This is a genomic window from Streptomyces sp. JLSY215, assembly GCF_059682825.1.
This window is the reverse complement of record NZ_CM185022.1, coordinates 4,686,768-4,706,615: the sequence shown is the minus strand read 5'-3', so window position 1 is coordinate 4,706,615 and position 19,848 is coordinate 4,686,768. Positions and strand designations below refer to the sequence as shown.

General features: G+C 72.6%; 17 protein-coding genes. 4 read left to right on the top strand and 13 right to left on the bottom strand.

Annotation, left to right across the window (positions count from 1 at the left end):
* Positions 1-16: 16 nt before the first annotated feature.
* Positions 17-1,153, bottom strand: a complete 1,137-nt coding sequence (locus AC5677_RS21105; RefSeq protein WP_497189481.1) for a questin oxidase family protein — start codon at positions 1,151-1,153, stop codon at positions 17-19.
* Positions 1,154-1,243: 90 nt separating this feature from the next.
* Between AC5677_RS21105 and AC5677_RS21100 the strand changes: the two genes are divergently transcribed.
* The gene (locus tag AC5677_RS21100; RefSeq protein ID WP_497189480.1) at positions 1,244-1,735 is read left to right on the top strand and encodes a MarR family winged helix-turn-helix transcriptional regulator; all 492 of its coding nucleotides are present in this window, start codon (positions 1,244-1,246) and stop codon (positions 1,733-1,735) included.
* A gap of 17 nt (positions 1,736-1,752) precedes the next feature.
* On the opposite strand, the gene AC5677_RS21095 is transcribed toward AC5677_RS21100, so the two are convergent.
* The 9 genes from AC5677_RS21095 to AC5677_RS21055 form a co-directional block, all read right to left on the bottom strand.
* Positions 1,753-2,412, bottom strand: coding sequence for a DUF998 domain-containing protein (locus AC5677_RS21095; RefSeq protein WP_497189479.1), 660 nt, complete (start codon positions 2,410-2,412; stop codon positions 1,753-1,755).
* A 280-nt stretch (positions 2,413-2,692) separates the two neighbouring features.
* Positions 2,693-4,705, bottom strand: a complete 2,013-nt coding sequence (locus tag AC5677_RS21090) for an ABC transporter ATP-binding protein (protein WP_497189478.1) — start codon at positions 4,703-4,705, stop codon at positions 2,693-2,695.
* A gap of 149 nt (positions 4,706-4,854) precedes the next feature.
* Complete coding sequence (locus tag AC5677_RS21085; protein WP_497189477.1) at positions 4,855-5,046, bottom strand: hypothetical protein; 192 nt, start codon at positions 5,044-5,046, stop codon at positions 4,855-4,857.
* A 576-nt stretch (positions 5,047-5,622) separates the two neighbouring features.
* Positions 5,623-6,576, bottom strand: a complete 954-nt coding sequence (locus tag AC5677_RS21080) for a hypothetical protein (RefSeq protein ID WP_497189476.1) — start codon at positions 6,574-6,576, stop codon at positions 5,623-5,625.
* A gap of 133 nt (positions 6,577-6,709) precedes the next feature.
* Positions 6,710-8,179 (bottom strand): amino acid permease, encoded by a 1,470-nt coding sequence (locus AC5677_RS21075; protein ID WP_497189475.1) that lies wholly within the window; start codon positions 8,177-8,179, stop codon positions 6,710-6,712.
* Between the two features lie 510 nt (positions 8,180-8,689).
* Positions 8,690-11,182, bottom strand: coding sequence for a SpoIIE family protein phosphatase (locus AC5677_RS21070; protein ID WP_497189474.1), 2,493 nt, complete (start codon positions 11,180-11,182; stop codon positions 8,690-8,692).
* A 144-nt stretch (positions 11,183-11,326) separates the two neighbouring features.
* A complete protein-coding gene (locus tag AC5677_RS21065) occupies positions 11,327-12,964 on the bottom strand; it encodes a PucR family transcriptional regulator (protein WP_497189473.1) in 1,638 nt (545 codons plus the stop codon).
* An 84-nt stretch (positions 12,965-13,048) separates the two neighbouring features.
* Positions 13,049-13,762: a hypothetical protein gene (locus tag AC5677_RS21060; protein WP_497189472.1), complete on the bottom strand. Its 714-nt coding sequence runs from the start codon at positions 13,760-13,762 to the stop codon at positions 13,049-13,051.
* Positions 13,759-13,929 (bottom strand): hypothetical protein, encoded by a 171-nt coding sequence (locus AC5677_RS21055; protein ID WP_497189471.1) that lies wholly within the window; start codon positions 13,927-13,929, stop codon positions 13,759-13,761. The genes AC5677_RS21060 and AC5677_RS21055 overlap by 4 nt, the downstream gene beginning before the upstream one ends.
* A 148-nt stretch (positions 13,930-14,077) precedes the next feature.
* Between AC5677_RS21055 and AC5677_RS21050 the strand changes: the two genes are divergently transcribed.
* Positions 14,078-14,401: a hypothetical protein gene (locus AC5677_RS21050; protein ID WP_497189470.1), complete on the top strand. Its 324-nt coding sequence runs from the start codon at positions 14,078-14,080 to the stop codon at positions 14,399-14,401.
* 44 nt (positions 14,402-14,445) lie between these two features.
* Here the strand turns inward: AC5677_RS21050 and AC5677_RS21045 are convergent, their stop codons facing one another.
* Together AC5677_RS21045 and AC5677_RS21040 are read right to left on the bottom strand one after the other, a co-directional pair.
* Entirely contained in the window at positions 14,446-15,351 is a 906-nt protein-coding gene (locus AC5677_RS21045) for a phenylalanine 4-monooxygenase (RefSeq protein WP_497189469.1), read from the bottom strand.
* A 98-nt stretch (positions 15,352-15,449) separates the two neighbouring features.
* Complete coding sequence (locus AC5677_RS21040; protein ID WP_497189468.1) at positions 15,450-16,490, bottom strand: SMP-30/gluconolactonase/LRE family protein; 1,041 nt, start codon at positions 16,488-16,490, stop codon at positions 15,450-15,452.
* Positions 16,491-16,665: 175 nt separating this feature from the next.
* Between AC5677_RS21040 and AC5677_RS21035 the strand changes: the two genes are divergently transcribed.
* Positions 16,666-17,106, top strand: a complete 441-nt coding sequence (locus tag AC5677_RS21035; protein ID WP_497196703.1) for a MarR family winged helix-turn-helix transcriptional regulator — start codon at positions 16,666-16,668, stop codon at positions 17,104-17,106.
* Between the two features lie 28 nt (positions 17,107-17,134).
* Here the strand turns inward: AC5677_RS21035 and AC5677_RS21030 are convergent, their stop codons facing one another.
* Positions 17,135-18,517: an FAD-binding oxidoreductase gene (locus tag AC5677_RS21030; RefSeq protein ID WP_497189467.1), complete on the bottom strand. Its 1,383-nt coding sequence runs from the start codon at positions 18,515-18,517 to the stop codon at positions 17,135-17,137.
* 161 nt (positions 18,518-18,678) lie between these two features.
* Between AC5677_RS21030 and AC5677_RS21025 the strand changes: the two genes are divergently transcribed.
* Positions 18,679-19,845 (top strand): sulfite oxidase, encoded by a 1,167-nt coding sequence (locus AC5677_RS21025; protein WP_497189466.1) that lies wholly within the window; start codon positions 18,679-18,681, stop codon positions 19,843-19,845.
* Positions 19,846-19,848 lie beyond the last annotated feature (3 nt).

Here is a 19,848-nt window from a genome sequence, read left to right as displayed (position 1 = left end):
CTACGGCGTGTCGGCCCTACGGCGTGTCGGCGCGCAGGCCGCCCACCCCGCCGCCGCCGTCGAGGCGGGCGATCCGCCGCAGCGCCGCGTACGCGGCGGCCGGGTAGCGGGGGTCGGGCCGCAGCGCGTACTCCCGCAGACATGCTTCGGTGAACTTGATGACGTGTTCGTCGCCGTGCTCGGCGGCCCGCGCGCCCAGTTCGGCCGTCGACGGCGGCTCCTCGGCGAACTCCGCACGCCAGGCCTCCGTTCCCTCCCCGCGCCGGTCGACGGTGAAGGCCAGCAGGAACGCCGCCTGCACCTGCCACAGTTGGGCCACCGTCGGCAGCTGCATCTCGGGCGGCAGATGCGGGAGGACCAGGCGTACGGCGGCGGGCGCGGTGACGCCGTGGATCAGGGGCACCGGGTACACCTCGGGGTGACCCAGGTAGACGTCGGCGAACTGGACCGTCATCTCGCTCAGCAGCCGGGGTGCCTGCTCGGCGGTCAGCGACCGGAGCGCCTCGTGGTAGCCGGGCATCCGGTCGAGGGTCTCCAGGCGTTCGCGGGCGGTGCCCGGACCCAGGCCGCCCTCCTGGGGCATGCGGGGCAGCGCGGCGATCGCGGCGGACAGTTCGTGGCGGCCGCTCAGCCGAGGGTCGCCGGGCAGCGGGGTGTAGCGGGCGGCCCAGTACGACAGACCCCTTGCCAGTTCGGTCAGTTGGAGGCGGGTCGGCGCCCCGCCGGCGGCGGACAGGCCGCGGACCGCGTGGCCGGTGCGGATGACGCCATGGGTCAGCCCGGCGAACAGGCCCGGGAGCAGGCGCGGCCACCACCGGGCGAGGACGTCCCGCCAGTGTCCCTCGGCCAGTTCACGCTCGAAGAGCCGCTCCCAGTCCCCGGCCCGGCCGAAGTCCCCGAGGGCGGGGCGCCAGGAGGACTCGTCCGCGGGGTCGAGGACGAACCGCGCGGCCGGCGGCTCGTGGTGTTCCATCGCGCGCCGGTAGCGCTCCACCCACCGGGCGACTTCGTCCTCCTGTCCGAGCAGCGCGAGCGCCTCGGCGCCCATCGGGCCGTGGTTGGCGAGATCGACCCCCTTGCCCCGCTCGTATCCGAGGTCGTCCAACCGTTCCAGCGCATCGTTGACCGCGTCGCGGTAGCTGATCGATGACATGAGAAACCCCCAGTTCCCCTGCTCTTCCCGCATGGCACTGGCTTCGACTATCCAAATAGTTTGGATAGTCGAAGCATCTACACTCGCAGTATGCACCACACCCCCGACGCCGGGACGACGCCCCGGGTACCGACCCCCGAGGACATCCAAGTCGTCGGCCTGGTCCCCCTGTTGGCGCCGCATTTCCGCGGCGCCGTCGTACGGGACCTCATGCCGGAGCCGCTGCGCACCGCGATGGAGTCGCACGGGCTGACGCCACGCCACGGCGCCGTACTGCCGCAGCTGCTGGCCGGCGCGCCGCTGACGGTCGGCGAGATCGCCCGGCGGCTTCAGGTGTCGCTGCCCACCGCCAGCGAACTGGTCGGCGGGCTGAGCCGGGCCGGCATCGTGGAACGCGCCGAGGACCCGGCGAACCGCCGCCGGATCCTGGTGTCGCTGGCCGAGGAGTTCCGCCCCGCGTTCGAGGAATTCGCCGCCCGCCGCACCGAACCGCTGCTGCGCGCCCTGGACGGTCTCTCACCGGACGAACGGGCCGGGTTCCTGGCGGGACTGCGCGCCTGGGTGCGCGAAGTGCAGGGCTGACCGGGACATCGGCCCGGTCACCGCGGGTATCCGCCGGTGTGCTGCGGTTCCGGAAGGGAGGGGGCACGGCCTTGGGCCGCGCCGTCGGCCGGCCGGTCCCCGCCCCGGAGTACGGCGAGGGCCGCTGCCAGGACCCAGGCATCCGTCCCGAAGGCGGCGACCCGTTCCAAGGTGCCCATCCCGATGCCGGGGTCGTACTGGCCGAAGAACATCGCCGCGGCGGTCAGCGCCAGCACGGCGATCACCAGCGTTGCGGGCCGCAGCCTGCCGAGCCGGGAGCCGCGCGGGAGGAATCCGGCGAGGAGGAGCCCGAGGTTCCCCACGCCCATGATGATCATTGCGCCCAGTACGTGGAGGTTCTCGTCGGCATCGGCGGGGACGAAGCCCACGAGGACCCATGCCGCCGCATTGAGCAGGAACATGATCCGGGCGGTCACGGACACCCCGCCCCGGCCCCAGCAGGCGCCGGTCAACAGGGCGCCGGCCAGCAGCAGCACACCGTGGACGACGAAGGACGTGTTCATGAGGTCGTGCAGCGGCGAGCACACGTAGCGCGGGCGGGAGACGTCCCAGATCTGACAGTGGACGTTGCCCAGATCGCTGATGTTGTGGCGGACCCAGCTGTAGGGCGTGCGCCAGGCGGCGCCCACGGCCAGTTGGACGGCCATGATCTGCACGGCGGCGAAAATCCATAGCGCGGCACCGATTCTGTTGCCCGGTGTCGTGCGGCCTTCTGGGTGCGGTGCCGGCTGCGGCCTCACGTTCCCCCTCCTCGGTTCCGATGCGAATCCGTCGGGCCGCCCCGGGAGTTGACGACGGCGCGTCGCTCGGCCCGGTGCGCGGCACGGGCCCATGCTCACAGTCGGCCGGGGGCGGGCACATCGCTGTCCTGGGGGAATGACGGTCCCCCGTCATCGGGATGCCGTCCTGGCTCTTTCGGGGGAGGGGCGGACCGGCCTACCGCAGCGGGCCGCCGGGCGACCCGGAGGGGGCAGCCGGGCTCACGCGCGGGTGCACCGTGCCGTTCCGTCCGGTGGGACGGGCCTCGAGGAGGGTGGCGTACAGACCGCCCTGGTCGAGGAGCTGGGCGTGGGTGCCCGACTGGACCAGGCGGCCCTCGTCCAGAACGAGGACGCGGTCGGCGCCGGCGGCGAGGGCCAGATCGTGGGTGATCACGATGGTGGTGCGGCCCTCGGCCAGGCGGTGCAGCGGCCCGAGGATGCGCTGCGCGGCCAGATGGTCCAGGCCGGTGGTGGGCTCGTCCAGGAGCAGCACGGGGGCGTCGCGCAGCATGGCGCGGGCGATCGCGACGCGCTGCAGCTGGCCTCCGGAGAGCCGGGAGGTGCCGGGCGCGATGACGGTCTCGTAGCCGTCAGGGAGGGCGGAGATGAAGCCGTCGGCGTCGGCCGCGCGGGCGGCGTCCACCACATCCTGGTGGGTGGCGTTGAGCCGTCCGGAGGCGATGTTCTCCTCCACGGTGTCGTGCAGGACGAGGGTCTCCTGGGGCAGCAACGTGATGTTCCGGCGGACCTGGGCGAGGGGCAGCCGGTTCACGGGGATGTCGTCCAGCCGGATGCTGCCGAGGTCCGGGTCGTAGAACCGCAGCAGCAGGGCAGCCAGGGTCGACTTGCCCGCGCCGCTGGGGCCGGTGATGACCAGCAGCTCCCCGGGGACCGCGGAGAAGGAGAAGTCCTGGAGGGCGGCGACGGGGCTGCCCGGGTAACGGAAGGTGACATCGCGCGCCTCCACCTCGCCCCTGGCGCGGGCCGGGGCCGGTATGACCTCGGAGGGGGGCGGGTCGGCGACGGCGGGGCGGGCGTCGAGGATCTCCAGCAGGCGGTCGGAACCCGCGGTCGCGGCGGTCAGCGTCAGGCCGAGCTGGCCGAGGTTGCGGATCGGCGGGTAGAGGTAGCCGATGAAGGCGGCGAAGGCCAGCAGCTGCCCGAGCGTCATCCGCCCGGCGGAGATCTCCCAGGCGCCCAGGCCGATGATCGCCAGGACGCAGATGGTCTCCAGGACCTCCAGCAGCTGCGTGTAGAAGTTGTTGAGCCGTGCGCTGACCACCGACGCCCGGAACCAGGTGCCCGTCTCGCGCCGCAGCCGCTCCTCCTCGTCGTGCTGGCGGTTGTACGCCTGGGTCAGTACGACGTTCACCAGGTTCTCCTCGACGACCGAGGTGATGGCGCCGTCCGCCCGGCGTTCACGGCGTGCCACCGTTTGCAGACGGCCGGTGAAGCGGCGGGTGATGATCCAGAACAGCGGCGCCAGGACGAAGGTGACCAGGGCCAGGTCCCAGCGCAGGAGCAGGGCAGCCCCGCCGTAGAACAGGATGCCGAACAGGGCCGTCGTCGCCTGGACCAGGCCGGTGACCACCAGCTGTTCGATGGCGTCCACATCGCCCGTCAGCCGCTCCACCAGGTCACCGCGCCGGTTGCGCTGGAAGAAGTGCGGCGGCAGCTTCTGCAGGTGCGAGAAGACCCGGGCCCGCAGGCGTACCACGAAGCGTTCGGCGGTCCAGGCGCCGAGGGAATTGCCCAGGTAGCCCACTATGGCGCCGATGACGGCCACCGCGAGCCATTTGGCGGCGGGCCCCCAAAAGGCGCTCACCGACCCTTTCTGCAGGGCGTGGTCGGTGAGTTGGGCGAAGAGGAGGATCGCCGCGGTCTCGGCGAAGGCCGCCACGACCGCGGACAGTCCGACGAAGACCAGCCAGCGCCGGTCCCCCTTGGTCAGGGGCCAGAAGCGCCGGAACGCCTCCTTGGCGCGGAAGTGCTGGGGATACGCGTACTGCCGCTCCGTCAGCAGGCCCTGGTCCAGTGAGCGTGACCGTGGGCCGTCCGGCCCCGCGGGGGCTGGGCCGTTCGGCCCAGCGGGCCCGGGGTCGTACGGCCCTGCCGCAGCGGCCCCGTCCGGCCCGAGGGACGGGCTGTCGGGGCGGACCGCGCGCTGACGCGAGCTGTGAAAGTGCATGGCTACCAGGCCAAACCCTCGGTCGAGGACGGTTCGGGGCGCTGCCCGGAAGCGGGCGTCGGCCCCCATGACACGAGGCGGACCCGCGCTGTGCGCGAGCCCGCCTCGATCTCAGGACATCTCGTCAGGACACCTGGTCGGTCAGCTGATCAGCGGAATCCGCGTCCGCCGCCGCGGCCGAATCCACCGCCACGGCCGAAGCCGCCGCGGCCGAATCCGCGGCCGAACCCGCCGTAGCCGCCGTAGCCGCCGTAGCCGCCGTAGCCATATCCACGGCCGCCATACCAGCCGTCGCCCCAGCACCCACCGTGCCGGCGCCTGTGCAGGATCCGGAAGCTCATAATCGCCTCCTGTTGTTTCCGTATGCCTGATCGTGGTGTCTGACCACGACACTTTCGAGGCTACGTCTACCTGTTCCGGACAACAAGCACTCTTGCGTGAAAATTCACGCAAATCGGAAATAGTACGCATTGGCCCCAGTTGGGCACATAGCGTCACTGGGGAGTGGGTGCGGCGTCGCGACTCGGAGGGGCGCTTCCTGCGCCCAACAGGCCTATGAGGAAAGGGAGTTGAGGATCCACGCGACGGGCCCACAGTCCTCGTCGATTACGGAGAGCTGACGGGCAGCCACCCCCCGATGCGGCCATCGGGAAGCCCGCCCGCCGCCCGAACCCCTCCGGCGGGCTTCACCGCATCCCGCATCCCGGCCCTCCCGCGGGGACTTCCGCGAAGCCCTTCCGGCCGGTTTCCAGGGCATGTTGACGGTGCGTCATATGGCGCAGCGTCAGATCATCTCGGCCATGGACGGGCGGCGGGACCCGAGGCCGCTCCCGCCCGCCCGTACACACACCTGTGGCCGATCGGCCCCTGAAGCAAAGAGATATGACGAAGCGTCATGCTCCAGTGGCCGACGCGGCTCACTCCCCGCAGTGCCGCTGGTAGAAGTGCGCGAACCGCTCCAGCGGATCCCCGTCCGCGCTCCACGGCCAGGGGGTGGCCACGCCTTCGGTGGCACGCAGCGCGGTCGCCGCCTCGGCATGACGGGTGGATTTGAGCAACGCGTAGGCCAGCAGGTTGAGATCGGCCACCGCGGCCGCGTGGGTGAGGAACCCCGGGGTGGTCCAGTCCAGGGCCGCCTGGTCGAGGGCCTTGGCCGCGTCGGGGCGGCGCCAGATCTCCGCGGCACCGAGGGCCATCAGGCCGCCGACGGCGACGGCGCGCTGGTGGTTGCGGACCATGGCGGTGAGTTCCAGGGCGGCGGCGGGGGCGTTCGGCGGCATCTCGGCGCGCAGACCGTCGAGCAGGTCCAGGACCAGGACGCTGGAGCCGCACTCCTCCGGCGACAGATAGCCCAGGGCCTGGAGGTGGGCCTCCCGGTTCCAGGGGTCGCGGGCCTTGATCTCTCGCCAGATGGGCGACAGTTCCCGGGTGGGGCGCCGCTCCAGGCGGAGCGTGGCCAGGTGGAGGGTCCACGGGATGGGGTCGGCGGGCAGCAGCTCGGCGGCCAGCCGGCAGGTCTCGCGTACCTCGCCCAGATCGCCGATGGAGCCCTGCTGCCGGGCCTGGAAGAGTTCGGACCAGGCATGGAGCAGCAGTGCGCCCTGGTCACGGGGCTTGTGCTCGCGCCAGATGCCGGGCAGTGCCCGCCCCGCGGTGGCGGCCAGCACCTCCAGGCGGTGGGCCTTGCGGTCCCAGTCCTGGCCGGCGTCGTCGATCACCTGCGACAGCAGGGCCATGACGGCCGTGTCCAGCGAACCGCGGTCCCAGCAGGTCCGGACGCGCCGCCGGACCTTGCCCAGGTCGCGGTCGTCGAGCTCGGGGGCCAGGCGGGGCGTGTTGCCTTTGCGGCGGCGTCTTATGAAGGCAGGCATTCTTCGCGAGCGGCCTTCCGGGTTGGGGCGTGTGCGGTGGGGACGTCGCGCCGGGTAGACGAGGGGTTGGGATGAAAACAGCTGTACGGGCGGCAGCGTGCCATGCACACCGCCGCCCGTACAGCACGTTCGGTTAACGAGAGGTGACGGATGTCTTTCCGGTGGAGGTCCCGGTGCGGCCGAGCCGGTCGCGGACCAGGGAGATGCCGACGACCACCACGGCCAGCAGCACGGACAGCAGGACCTGGATCCGGCCGCCGCCGTCGCTGTCGTCGGTGAGCATGTACGCCAGCACGAACGTGATCATCGCGATGGTGGCCCAGGTGAGGTACGGGAAGAGCCACATGCGGACGACGAGCTTGTCCGGGTTCTCGCGCAGGATGATGCCGCGCATCCGCAGCTGCGAGAAGCAGATGACCAGCCAGACGAAGAGCGCGACCGCACCCGAGGAGTTCAGCAGGAACTGGAAGACGGTGTCCGGCCACACGTAGTTGAAGCCGACCGCGATGAAGCCGAAGACGACGGAGGCCACGATCGCGGCCTGCGGCACACCCCGGGAGTTCGTCCGGGCGAAGGCCTTCGGCGCGTCGCCGCGCTGGCCGAGGGAGAAGGCCATCCGGGACGCGGTGTAGAGGCCGGAGTTGAGGCAGGAGAGCACGGCGGTCAGCACGATGACGTTCATGATCTGGCCGGCGTGCGGGATGCCGATCGAGTCGAGCGCGGCGACGTAGGAGCCCTTCTTGACGATCGAGGGGTCGTTCCACGGGAGGAGGGAGACGACGACCAGGATCGAGCCGAGGTAGAAGATGCCGACCCGCCAGATGACGCTCTTGGTGGCCTTGGTGACCGCGCGCTGCGGGTCCTCGGACTCACCGGCGGCGAGGGTGACGATCTCGCTGCCCATGAAGGAGAAGACGACCATCAGGACGCCGGTGAGGATCGCGCTGGGCCCGTTGGGCAGGAAGCCGCCGTGCGAGGTGAGGTTGGCGAAGCCGGTGGCGGCGTTCTCGGAGCCGGGCAGGACTCCGAAGATCGCCAGACCGCCGAGGACGATGAACGCCGCGATGGCGACGACCTTGATGCCCGCGAACCAGAACTCGAACTCGCCGAACGAGGCCACCGAGGCGAGGTTGGTGGCGGTCAGGACGACCATCACAATCAGCGCCCAGGCCCACTGCGGGACGGCCGGGACCCAGCTCGTGAGGATGGCGGCGCCGGCCGTCGCCTCCACGGCGAGGACGACGACCCAGAAGAACCAGTACAGCCAGCCGATGGAGAAGCCCGCCCAGCGGCCGAGCGCCCGGTCCGCGTAGGCGGAGAAGGAGCCGGACGTCGGGTTGGCGGCGGCCATCTCGCCGAGCATCCGCATCACGAAGACGACGAGCGCGCCGACCAGGGCGTACGAGAGGAGGATGCCGGGGCCAGCCGCCTTGATGCCGGAGGCGGAGCCCACGAACAGACCGGCGCCGATGACCCCGCCGACGGCGATCATGGACAGATGGCGGTTCTTGAGGCCCGACTGCAGGCCTGAGTGCTGCGGAGCCTGGCCGTCACCGGGCGGAGCGGGCGGCGCGGCCACGGGGCCGGGGGGAGGTGTAGTCATCGTGACATCCATGGAGAGTTGAGGGGTCATGCACGGGGTGACTGCGGGGATCGCCTCGGTAGCGGGCTGCTCGACAGGTGTTCTCGGTGGCTGCTCGGACATCCGGACGCGCGAAAGGGCCTGGGTTGGCAGGTGGCGATCGCGGCCCTGACGCATAGCGGCCGCGGCAGCACGGGCCGCGGTCCTCTGATGCCTGCGTGGGTGGGGAAGCGCCTACCGCGCGGCCACGCCGTGGCTCGTTACTCCTGGTGAGGGGTGAGCCGCATCACGTCCGGATGGGATTTGCGCAAGCGTATGCGGCGGTGCCCGGCCACGTATTTGTGCGGCCCGACAAATTCGCCCTCGATGGCTGTGCGGTCGGCCAATGCCGTACCGGAGCGTCCGGGCCCGTGACCCCTCCGTACACGCTCCGGCCCGGTGTCCCGCCGCCGTCCGCCCAGCACAGCAGCGGTGGCCGACCGCCGCGGGGCGGGCAGCGGAACGCCGGATGAATGCGGCCGGGATTCGGGGTCAGGGCGCGGCGCCGGGGGCACCTGCGGCCGGCCCGGTCACCATTTGCTCGGTCCAGATGGTCTTCCCGGTGGGCGTGTACCGCGTCCCCCACCGCCGGCTGAGCTGCGCCACGATGAACAGCCCGCGGCCGCCCTCGTCCGTGGTCCGGGCGTGGCGCAGCCGCGGCGAGGTGCTGGCGGCGTCGAAGACCTCGCAGATCAGTACGTCCTGCCGGATCAGGCGCAGGGTGAGGGGTCCGGTGGCGTGGCGGATGGCGTTGGTGAGCAGTTCGCTGACGATCAGCTCCGTGGTGAAGACGAGGTCGGCCATGCCCCAGTCCGTCAGCTTCCGGCCGGCGAGCGTCCGGGCGCCGGCGACCACGGCCGGGTCGGCGGGCAGGTCCCAGGAGGCGACCTGGTGGGCGCCCAGGGCGCGGGTACGGGCGAGCAGGAGGGCCGCGTCGTCGGACGGCGGGCCGGTCAGCAGGGCTTTGACGACCCTCCCGCCGGTCTCCTCCAGCGTCCGGCCGGGTGCCGCGAGGGCCTCGCGCAGCCGGGACAGTCCGACGCCGATGTCCTGGTCGCAGGCCTCGATGAGGCCGTCGGTGAAGAGCGTGATCAGACTGCCCTCGGCCAGTTCCCGCTCCACGGATTCGAAGGGCATCGCGCCCAGGCCGAGCGGCGGTCCGGCGGGCAGCTCGGGGAAGTCGACGGTGCCGTCGGGGCCGACGACCGCGGGCGGGAGGTGTCCGGCGCGGGCCATGGTGCACTTCCGGCTGACCGGGTCGTACACGGCGTACAGGCAGGTGGCGCCCGTGAAGGTGGCGGCCACGCTGGCGTTCTCCGCCGCCACGTCCGCGTCCGTGCCGCGCGTCTCCACCAGGCCGATGACCAGGTCGTCCAGCCGGGCCAGCAGTTCGTCGGGCGGCAGGTCCAGGTTGGCGAGGGTACGGACGGCGGTGCGCAGCCGGCCCATGGTGGCCGCGGCGTGGATGCCGTGTCCGACGACGTCCCCGACGACCAGGGCGACCCGGGCGCCGGAGAGCGGGATGACATCGAACCAGTCGCCGCCCACGCCGCTGGGGGCGTCCGCCGGGAAGTACCAGGACGCCACCTCCAGGGCGGAGCCGCCGGTCAGCTCGTGGGGCAGCAGAGTGCGCTGCATGAGGCGGGCCGCGGCGCGCTCGCGGGTGTAGCGGCGCGCGTTGTCGACGCAGACCGCGGCGCGGGCGACCAGCTCCTCGGCGAGCCGTACGTCGTCCGCGACGAACGGGCCCAGGCGCCGCGAGCGGACGAAGGTGGCCGCGCCGAGCGTGATGCCGCGGGCCCGGATGGGCGCCACCATCACGGAGCGGTAGCCGAAGGCCCGGATGATGGCGGCCCGCTCCGGCGTCTCGGTGACCCAGCCGCTCTTGTCGAAGTCCAGGGCCGCTTCGACCAGGGGCTCGCCCGAGCGCAGACAGCGGGCGATCAGCGACGAGGGGGCGCGCTGGGCGGCCTCACCGACGGCGAGCGCCGCCTCCGGGCAGCCTTCGTGGACGGACTGCTGCCCGGAGCGGCGCAGCGTGGGCGTACCGTCGACCGGCCCGGGGACCGGCTCCTCGCCTCCGATGACGGAGTCGAGCAGGTCCACGGCGGCGAAGTCGGCGAGCGGCGGCACGGCGACATCGGTGAGTTCCTGCGCGGTGCGGGTGATGTCGAGCGTGCTGCCGATGCGGGCGCTGGCGTCGTTGAGCAGGGCCAGGCGTTCCTGGGCGCGCCAGCGTTCGGTGACGTCGATGACCATGTACCAGAGGCCGACGCGGCGGCCCTGGGGGTTCGCCAGGACGAAGAAGGAGGCGGAGTAGGCGCGCTCCTGGTCGGGGTCGGCGTAGGTGGGGCTGCGGAACTCGTAGTCCAGCACCGGGGAACCGGTCCCCAGGACGTGCCGCATCCGCTCCGCGAACGCCTCGGCCTCCAGCTTCGGCAGGACCTCGTGCACGGTGTGCCCCAGCCGCCGTTCGAGGGGGATCAGCCGCTCCAGTACGTCGTTGACCCAGACGTAGCGCAGGTCGGTGTCGAGTACGGCCATGCCGACCGGCGCATGCGCCAGAAACGGCTCCAGCATCAGCTGGTTGACCCCGCCGCCGGGCAGCCGCCACTCCTCCAGGGCGAGCACCGACCACCGCTCGTGCTCCGGGGCCGCGGCGGCGCCGTCGACGACGGGCGTGACCTGCACCGCGAGCTGGACCTCCCGGCCGTCCCGGTGGCGCGCCGCGACCGAGCCGCCCCAGCCGTCGCCGCTGCGGCACCACTGGGCGACGGCGGCCACCCGCGCCGCGTCCCCGGGCACCGCCAGCAGCTCCGCCGCCGGGTGGTCGAGGATCTCCGCGGCGGGATAGCCGAGCAGCCGCTCGGCCGCCCGGGTCCAGGCCACCACCCGGCCCCGCGCGTCCAGTTCGGCCGTGGCGGCGTTCGCTATGTCGCACGCCTGGCCGGCCCCGCCCGGCGGGGCGTTCCGTGAGGTCATCATCGCCAGCCCGTCACCCACCCCTCGGCCCGCAGGCCACCGAGGGGACTTACCACTCATTTTAGGGCAGTTGCGGATTCAAGGACGGCCGCGGGCGGCCCGGACGGGACGGGACGGCCCGGCGGGAGCGGCCCGGACGGGACCGGTTCAGACCGCGGGCGGCAGCCGCAGCTGCAGCATCGCCAGCAGCCGCTGGTCCGGGCGGCTCAGATCCAGCCCGGTCAGCTCCTCCGACCGGCGGATCCGGTAGCGCAGCGTATTGGGGTGCACATGCAGCCCGGCGGCGGCCTCCCGGACGTCCCCGAAGGCGTTCAGATACGCGAGGACGGACTCGGCCAGCCGGCCCTGGCCTCGGCTGTCGTGCGCCACCAGGGCGGTCAGCCGGGGGTCGCGCAGGTCGGGATGCGCGGTCAGCAGCGCCAGCAGTTCGCTGACCAGCACCTCCGCCTGGATGTCCGGCAGCGCGGCGACGGTGGTGGCGACGCCGACCCGCACCATGGCGTCCAGGATCCGGTCCGCCTCCCGGCGCGACTCGGGAACGTCCCCCAGGCCCGGCACGATGCAGCCGACCGAGCCGCGCAGCGCCAGCCCCAGATGGCGGCGCGCGGCCTCGCTGATCTCCTGGCCCCAGCCGCGCAGCGTCCCCAGGTCGATACTGCGGGGCAGCTGCGGCAGCAGCACATAGATGCGCCCGTCGACCTGGGCGACCAGGGCGCTGCGGTGCCGGGCGGCGGTGTGCACCGAGATCAGATTGCCGACCTCGGCGCGGGTCAGCTCGGAGGCGGACGCGGTGGCCTCGGCGGCCCCGTACGCGAAGCCGAGGACGGCCGCCGGGCGGGCCACGTCCAGCCCCAGATGGTTCGCCAGCGGCTGGGGGCCGGTGCTGCCTTCCAGGAGCCCGGCGGTCAGCGTCCGGGTCAGCACCAGGTCGGCGGAGAGCTCCCGGCGGCGGCGTACGAGATGCAGCGCGGCGACCCGGGCGGCACCCAGCAGCGCCTGGTCCGCGTGCTCGGACAGCGCCGCCGAACCCTCCTGCACCCAGATGGTGCCCAGCTGCCGTTCCCCGGACCGGATGGCCACCGCGAGCCGGCGGCGGATGCCCAGTTCGGGATGGCTGTCGATGGCGATCACCTCGTCCGAGGCGCGCAGCCGCTGGAAGACGCCCCATTTCCGCAGCTGCGCCAGATATGGCTCCGGGCCGTGCCAGCCCAGGATGGACAGCCGCCGCAGATCGTCGACCTCGTCGGAGTCGGCGGAGCGGGAGTAGGCCAGGACGCGGTTGGCGGTGTCCTCGATGCTGACGATCCCCCCGGTGAGGACGGCGGTGGTCTGCGCCAGCGCGAAGAGGTCCCCTTCCTCGCGGCCCTCGCCGTTGCGCCCCTGCGGCACGTCCTCCAGCGCCGCGCGGGCCAGGGCGTCCACCTGCTCCCAGCGCGCCTCGGCCCGTACGGAGAGCAGCGCCACCCCCGCCTCGACGGCGGTCTCGGTGAGGGCGGCGGCCTGTCCGGGGGCGGCCAGCTTCACGGCGACGGCGGCGGCCCCGTCGCGTCCGCCGGCCCGCAGCGCGGGGAGCGCGGCGCGGCCGCGCGCGCCGATGGCCAGGACCAGCGCACCGGGACGGGCGGCCGGCGGGTCCTCGGGGTCGAGCAGCGCGACGCTGCGGATCTCCACGTCCAGCCCGGCGGGCGCGGCCTGCAGCTCCACCAGGGGCTCGCCCAGGGACATCAGCAGCTGGCGCAGGCTGATGCCGGCGTTCGGTGGCGGTGCCGCGGCAGCTGAATCCATGATCGGCGCCTTTGGTGGGGTCGTGACCTGCTTCTGATGCTATCCGCCGGGGAAACCGTCACCTCCGTCGCGCGCTTCGCGTGCTCAGCCGAAGACGCTCCGCACCGTCTCCGTGCCGCCGCCGTCCGCCCCGGCGGCGGACTCCTCGCCGTCCGCCTCGGGATCGGTCAGCGACAGCGTGCGGGCGGTGCCGAGCAGTACCTCGCGGTGGTCGTCGGCGAGTTCCACCGCCCCGGTCGCCAACTGCACGGTGATCACCGACGACGAGGCGCTGTCCGGGACGGCCACCAGCCCCTGCCAGACCGCGGCTTCCGGGTCGTCCGGGTCGTCCGGGCCGTCGGAGGGCGGGTCCGGCGGCCCCGCCGTCCGCTCCGATTCGACCAGGAAGCCGGTGCCGATGGGCAGTTCCACCGGCCGCATGCCCTCGTCGGCGCCGTCCGCGGTGGAACCGGCCAGCATCTTGGTGAGCACGGCCCCGGGGTTCACACCGGGCATCGGGAGCCGGGAGACCGTGACGACGGACAGCACGCCCGCGCCCGCGCCCTCCGCATCCAGGCGCACCCGGAACCCGGAGTCCAGCACCTCGTGTTTCCGCAACTTCAGCTGGACGACGGCGAAAAGCCGCAGCAGCCCATCGGCGTGGTCGCCGACTTCCCCGGGCAGTTCCCGTATCTGCCGGGCGACCGCTTCGAGCCCCTCGGGTGAGGGGTCGAGGTCCACCCGCCGATATCCGTCCGGAAGCGCGTACCAGAAAAGCGGTTCGGGCTCGGCCGGCGCACCATTGAACGGTTCGTTCACAGCCGAATTCCCCTCACCATTTCACCGACATCGGCCGCAATTGCCGCGGCCACGCCCTCAATACCGGCCTTCGCACGGGCCTTGGCGCGAACCTTGGCGAAATTCCCGACAGGCTCTTCCTTGAGCATGTCGGGCACCGATGCGACGAATCCGCCCGACTGATCCACATCGGCCTTGGAATGCCCCCACGCACTTGCCCCTCCGTCACGACAGGCGAAGCGAATTACCGCACATGCGGGACAGAACAGGCATTGTTTCACGGCGCCGGTCGGCGGCAGTTTAATGTATGAGTAAAGGCTGGGATGAGCAGGACCGGTGGACGAGGCCCGGATCGCGGCGGCCCGGGAGAAGGCCCGGCGCGCGGCCGGGGAGAAGTCCGGGGGACGGCAACTCCCGCCGGGCGAGGCCGCGTTCGACCATCCGGCGACCCGCACCGCCTGGACGAAGGCCCGCCGCCGGGTGCGCTGGAGCCTGGCCCTCTGGACCGTTCTGTGGATGGCCCTGTTCCTCGGCGTCACCCTGCTCGGCGAACTCGACCTCTCCCCCAAGGCCGAGCACAACCTCGTCGGCGGCCGATCGCTCGGCGTCCTCGCCCTCCCGGACGGCACGGAGCTGAGGGAACTCACCCAGCGGCCCTGACGTTCCCCGCGGGCCGCCGCCTGGAGCCTTCACACCCGTGCCCCCTACAGTCGGCGTGCCGTTCCGGGCGGCTCCGCCGTCACGCCCAGCCGGGCCCCCGCCTCGTCGTCGAACTCCTCGCAGAACGGGCCCAGCACATCGGTCAGATGCCGCATCGACCGGGCGCTGAAGAGCACCGGTTGGTACCCGGTGACGTCGTACGGCGTCCGCACCATGTCCCGGATGTTCAGCTCCCGGATCTCGTTCCGCGCCAGCTGGGTGATCTCCGCGTACGAGGACAGCAGCGCCGCACCGTACGCCTTGACCCCGCCGCCCTCCGCCATCACCCCGACCTCGAGGGTGAACCAGTACACCCGGCTGAGCAGGTCCAGGGCCGCCGCGGTGCGGGCCTGCCCGGCGGCCCGCCCGATCAGCCGGTAGAGGACCGCGAACTCCTCCGATGCCAGATGCACCCCGTGGCCGAACACGTCGTGGATCACATCCGGCTCGGGGGTGTACAGCGGCACGGCCGGATGGCGCACGAACTGCACCGCGTGGAAGAAGCTGCGCTCCATGGACCCCAGGAACCGCCGGTTGGGCACGAACCCGCCGGCCGGGGTGAAGTCGAAGCCCGTACGGGAGCGCAGATGCGCGCCCACCTCCCAGTGCTGCGGGACCCGGTCGGCGGGAATCGCCGCGTCCTCCCGGGCCTCCAGTACGGCGCGGCACGCATGCTCCCGGTGGGCGGGCCCGAGCGCCGCATGGACCGTGCGCCAGGTCCGGTGCTCCTCCTCGGTGTAGGTGACCGGCGGGGAGGCGTCCCCCGGCGCATGCTCGCTGGCCAGCGCGGCGAGCGCATTGCGCCGCGCCAGATAGCGGCGGTCCCGGAATCCGGGGTGGTGGCTGACGGGGCCCAGCCGCCCATCGAAGGCGACCGGAATTTTCGGGAGCTTTGCGTTGATATCGGCCATGTCGCTAGCGTGCCCGCCCCGGGCGGGAGATCAACACCACCGCGACCGATCAGGGCGCCGCGCGCCGCGCGTCGCGCCCCGCCGGCCCGGTCGTACGGTCAGATGCCGTCCACTTCCGCCACGGTGAACGGCGTCTGCGGTGTCCCGGACCCCATCGGGCCGCCCTTGTCGAACTGGGAGCGGACCACGAGCGTCCGGCCCCCGCTGCGGACGAGGGTGGTCGGGATCTGGAGCGCCGGGTCGGACATCCGGCGCTCCAGGCGGGCCGAGGCGCCGTCGTCGCCGAGGCGCCACCGGCTGATGCCGTTGGCGGTGTTGTGCACGATCCACAGGGTGCTGCCGCGCAGCTCCAGGCCGTCGCCGTGCAGCGCGTCCCCGCCGTGCAGGGCGACCTGGCGCACCGCGCCCGACGCCAGGTCGATGCGGTACAGCGCGCCCGCGGTCATGTCGACCGTCAGGAGGTAGCGCCCGGCGGGGCCGGCCACGATGCCGTTGAGCCTGACGGCGTCGGGCGGGTCCGCCGGCAGCGCGCCGCGCAGGTCGTATGCCGTGGTCAGCGCGGCGCGCCCGCCGTGCGCGGCGGCGCGGGCCAGCTGTCCGGGCGTGACGCGGTAGATGACGTTCCGCTTGCTGTCGGTCAGGTAGGCGCTGCCGTCCGGGGTGATCGCCAGGTCGTTGACGAACGACTCGGCGTCACCGGGGACGTCGAAGCGGGCGAGGAGACCGCGGTCGCGCAGGTCGTAGACGGCGACCCCGGCCGTCGAGTCGATGACCCACAGCCGCCCGGCGCGGTCGACCTTCAGCCCGTTCGCGGTGGTGCGGCCGTCGGCGCCGGACGGCAGGAAGACCTGGGCGGCGCGGTGTCCCGGCGTGGCCTTGTAGACCGCGCCGGTCGTGTAGGAGCCCACGTAGAGGTCGCCGGTGCGCGGGTCGGCGGCGATGCCCTCGGGGTAGACGCGGTCGCCCGGCAGGTCGAACGCGGTGGAGATCCGGGCCCGGACGTCGTGCGGGACGGCGGCGTGCGGGGCCGGTGCCTGCGCCGTCGGCCGCGCCTGCGCCATGGCGGCGGGCGGGACGACGAGCGCGGTCAGGGCCAGGGCGGCCGCGGCCAGGGCGCGGCGTGGGATCGCTCGGGACATGGGTGGATGCCTCCCCGTTCTCGGATGCCCGCGGACGTCGCCCGCCGGTCATCGAATGAACACGAAGGTAGATTAGAACTCTAACGATCGTCAAGACTCTAATCTCCATATGCATCCTCATGACTGGCAGGGGCGGCGCCCGGCACCCGGCCGTTACGATGCGGCGGTGACCTCCATGCCTGCCTCCGAGCGCCTCGGCTCCTCCATCAAGCGCGCCGAGCAGGCCCTGAGCGGCGCCAAGAACGCGGCGCTGAAGCCCGCGGGCCTGACCGTTCCGCAGTACGCCGCCCTGCTGCACAGCTCCGAGCACCCGGGCATCTCGGCCGCCGCGCTGGCACGGGCATGCGGGGTGACGCCGCCGACCATGAACACGGTGCTGAAGAACCTCCAGGAGCGCGGCCTCATCGAGCGCACGCCGCACGAATGGCACAAGAACGTCCTGGAGACCCGGCTCACGGACGAGGGCCGGACCGTCATGGAGAACGCCGACGCACGCGCGGTGCGGGTGGAGCGGGCGCTGGCCGCCGAATTCACGGACGAGGAACGGGCCTCGCTCGTCAGCCTGTTGGGACGGTGCGTCGCCCTGCTCGACTCCGTGCACCCGGAACGGTCCTGAGACAGCCCCTCACGGTCCCCGACCGGCCCTAATAATCCGACGGCAGCACATTCTGGTTGGCGCGGAAGAAGTTGTCCGGGTCGTACGTCCGCTTCACCGCCGCCAGCCGGCCGTAGTGATCCCGGTAGGTGGCCCGGACCCGGTCCTGCCCCTCCCCCGTCCCCATGAAGTTCACATACGCCCCGCCCATCGAATGCGGATGCAGCTCTTCCCAGTAGTCGACCGACCACTGCTTGATGGCCTCGGCGTTGTCCGGGTCGGGGTCGATGCCCGCGATGACGCCGGACCATACGGCGTCCCGGTAGGCCCAGGCGGTGTCGTCCTTGCCGACCCGCGCCGCGGCGCCGTTGACCGGGTAGAGGTGCATCGTCGACAGGTCCGTCGGGAGGTTCTCCCCGTACTTCAGATGCACGCCGATGGCCTCGTCCGTGATCCGGTCGAAGAACGCGCCGCGCCAGTACCACTGCAGACCCGGCGGCATCAGCTCGTCGAACATGCCCTGCAACGCCGGGTAGGGCATCGGCGCCGCGAAGTGGAAGGTGGGCGCCCCGGGCCCGTCGGGCGGCGCGAGCGCCGTCTCCACCGCCGCCAGATCGCCGGTCCAGCACCACACCACCCCGCACATCTTGTGCCCGTGGATGTCCTCCGGGAACGGCGGCGCGGGCGGCACGACCAGCTGCGCGAAGAAACCGCTCAGGTCCTCGGACGCCGCGGGAAGGAATTCCCGGTACCACTCCAGCACCTCGCGGGCCTGGTCGACGGGCCACAAGGTCACGCCGACACCCACCGTGTGCACCGGATGCAGCTGGAAGTTGAACGACGTCACGACCCCGAAGTTCCCGCCCCCGCCGCGCAGCGCCCAGAAGAGATCCGGGTGCTCGGTCACGCTCGCCGTGACGAAACTGCCGTCCGCCAGCACGACATCCGCGCCCACCAGACTGTCCACCGTCAGGCCGTACTTGCGGGTGAGATGGCCGTGCCCGCCGCCGAGGGCGAGGCCCCCGACGCCCGTCGTCGACACGATGCCGGACGGAATCCCCAGGCCGAAGGCGTGCGCCGCGTGGTCGACGTCGCCGAGCAGGGTGCCGCCGCCGACCCGTGCGGTCCTCGCCTTGGGATCGACGCGCACCCACCGCATCGGCGTCAGATCGATCGTGACGGCATCGTCCTGGACGCACAGCCCGGCGCCGCTGTGCCCGCCGCCGCGTACGGCCGCCTCCAGCCCGTGGTCACGGAGGAAATCGACCGCCGCCATCACATCCGCCGCGTCCGAGCACCGCACCACCGCCGCCGGACGGCGATGGATCATGGCGTTGTAGACCGTGCGGGCCTCGGGATAGTCCTGGTCCTGGGGGCCGATGACCGGGCCGCGCAGCGCGCTCCGCATCCGCTCCCACGTCGTGCCGTCCATGGCGACTCCTCCGACGAGATGAGATGCCGTTCTTCGCACCTCACCCGCCCCGCCGCCCGGGCCCTCCCGACGGCAGGACGTACCCCCGCAACGCTGCTTCCTCCAGCGTCCCGCCGGTGACGGGGGCCCGCAATTCCGCGACGAACGCGCACCATGGAGGTATGGGCCGGCACCCTGCACACCGCGGCGAGGGCCGTGGCGAGGGCCGTGGCGACACCTCCCTCGCCGCCCTCAGCCCGCCCGGCCGCGTGGCCGCCCCCGGCGAGGCCCTCGGCCCGGACGAACTCGCCCTCGCCACCCGCAACCACGGCCTGCCGCTGGAGGCGCTGCGCTACGCCGTCACCCCCGCCGGGCTGCACTACGTCCTCGTCCACTACGACATCCCCGCCGTCGACCCCGAAACCTGGCGGCTGACCGTACGCGGCCGCGTCCGCACGCCGCTGACCCTCGACCTGCCCACCCTGCGGTCGCTCCCCGCGGTCACCCACCGCGTGACGATGGAGTGCGCGGGCAACGGCCGGGCCCGGCTCTCCCCGCGGCCGGTGAGCCAGCCCTGGCTGGACGAGGCGGTCGGCACCGCGGAGTGGACGGGCGTACCGCTGCGCACCCTGCTGGCCGGGGCCGGGCCGGCCGACGACACCGTCGACGTGGTCTTCACCGGCGCCGACCACGGCATCGAGCGCGGCACCGAACAGGACTACCGGCGGAGCCTGCCGCTCGCCGTCGCCACCGCCGCCGACCCCGAAGTACTCGTCGCCTACGCCATGAACCAGACCCCGCTGCCGCCCCAACACGGCTTCCCCGTCCGCCTGGTGGTCCCCGGCTGGTACGGCATGGCGCATGTGAAGTGGCTCCGCGACATCACCCTCACCGTCACCCCCTTCACCGGCTTCCAGCAGACCACCGCCTACCGCTACCGCATCGGCGCCGACGACCCCGGAGCCCCGGTCACCCGCATCGCCCCCCGCGCGCTCCTCGCCCCGCCGGGCTTCCCCGATTTCATGTCCCGCACCCGTGTCGTCCGCCCCGGCCCCGTCCACCTGGAGGGCCGCGCCTGGTCCGGCATGGCCCCCGTCACCAGGGTCGACCTCGCCTACGACGACGCCACCACCTGGCACCCCACCGACCTCGCCCCACCCGACCCCGCCCACCCCTGGTCCTGGCGCCACTGGCACACCACCTGGACCGCCACCCCCGGCCACCACGTCCTCACCCCCCGCGCCACCGACGCCGAGGGCCACACCCAGCCGACCACCCAGCCGTGGAACCGCGGCGGCTTCGGCAACAACCTCGTCCAACGGGTGCAGGTCATCTGCCTGCCGGAGTGAATC

Coding starts and splice junctions, on each gene's coding strand:
- AC5677_RS21065 (WP_497189473.1), bottom strand. CDS start 12,964: ATGGATTCAGCTGCCGCGGCACCGCCACCGAACGCCGGCATCAGCCTG.
- AC5677_RS21025 (WP_497189466.1), top strand. CDS start 18,679: ATGGGCCGGCACCCTGCACACCGCGGCGAGGGCCGTGGCGAGGGCCGT.
- AC5677_RS21075 (WP_497189475.1), bottom strand. CDS start 8,179: ATGACTACACCTCCCCCCGGCCCCGTGGCCGCGCCGCCCGCTCCGCCC.
- AC5677_RS21035 (WP_497196703.1), top strand. CDS start 16,666: ATGCCTGCCTCCGAGCGCCTCGGCTCCTCCATCAAGCGCGCCGAGCAG.
- AC5677_RS21030 (WP_497189467.1), bottom strand. CDS start 18,517: ATGGACGGCACGACGTGGGAGCGGATGCGGAGCGCGCTGCGCGGCCCG.
- AC5677_RS21105 (WP_497189481.1), bottom strand. CDS start 1,153: ATGTCATCGATCAGCTACCGCGACGCGGTCAACGATGCGCTGGAACGG.
- AC5677_RS21040 (WP_497189468.1), bottom strand. CDS start 16,490: ATGTCCCGAGCGATCCCACGCCGCGCCCTGGCCGCGGCCGCCCTGGCC.
- AC5677_RS21100 (WP_497189480.1), top strand. CDS start 1,244: ATGCACCACACCCCCGACGCCGGGACGACGCCCCGGGTACCGACCCCC.
- AC5677_RS21090 (WP_497189478.1), bottom strand. CDS start 4,705: ATGCACTTTCACAGCTCGCGTCAGCGCGCGGTCCGCCCCGACAGCCCG.
- AC5677_RS21080 (WP_497189476.1), bottom strand. CDS start 6,576: ATGCCTGCCTTCATAAGACGCCGCCGCAAAGGCAACACGCCCCGCCTG.
- AC5677_RS21070 (WP_497189474.1), bottom strand. CDS start 11,182: ATGATGACCTCACGGAACGCCCCGCCGGGCGGGGCCGGCCAGGCGTGC.
- AC5677_RS21085 (WP_497189477.1), bottom strand. CDS start 5,046: ATGAGCTTCCGGATCCTGCACAGGCGCCGGCACGGTGGGTGCTGGGGC.
- AC5677_RS21045 (WP_497189469.1), bottom strand. CDS start 15,351: ATGGCCGATATCAACGCAAAGCTCCCGAAAATTCCGGTCGCCTTCGAT.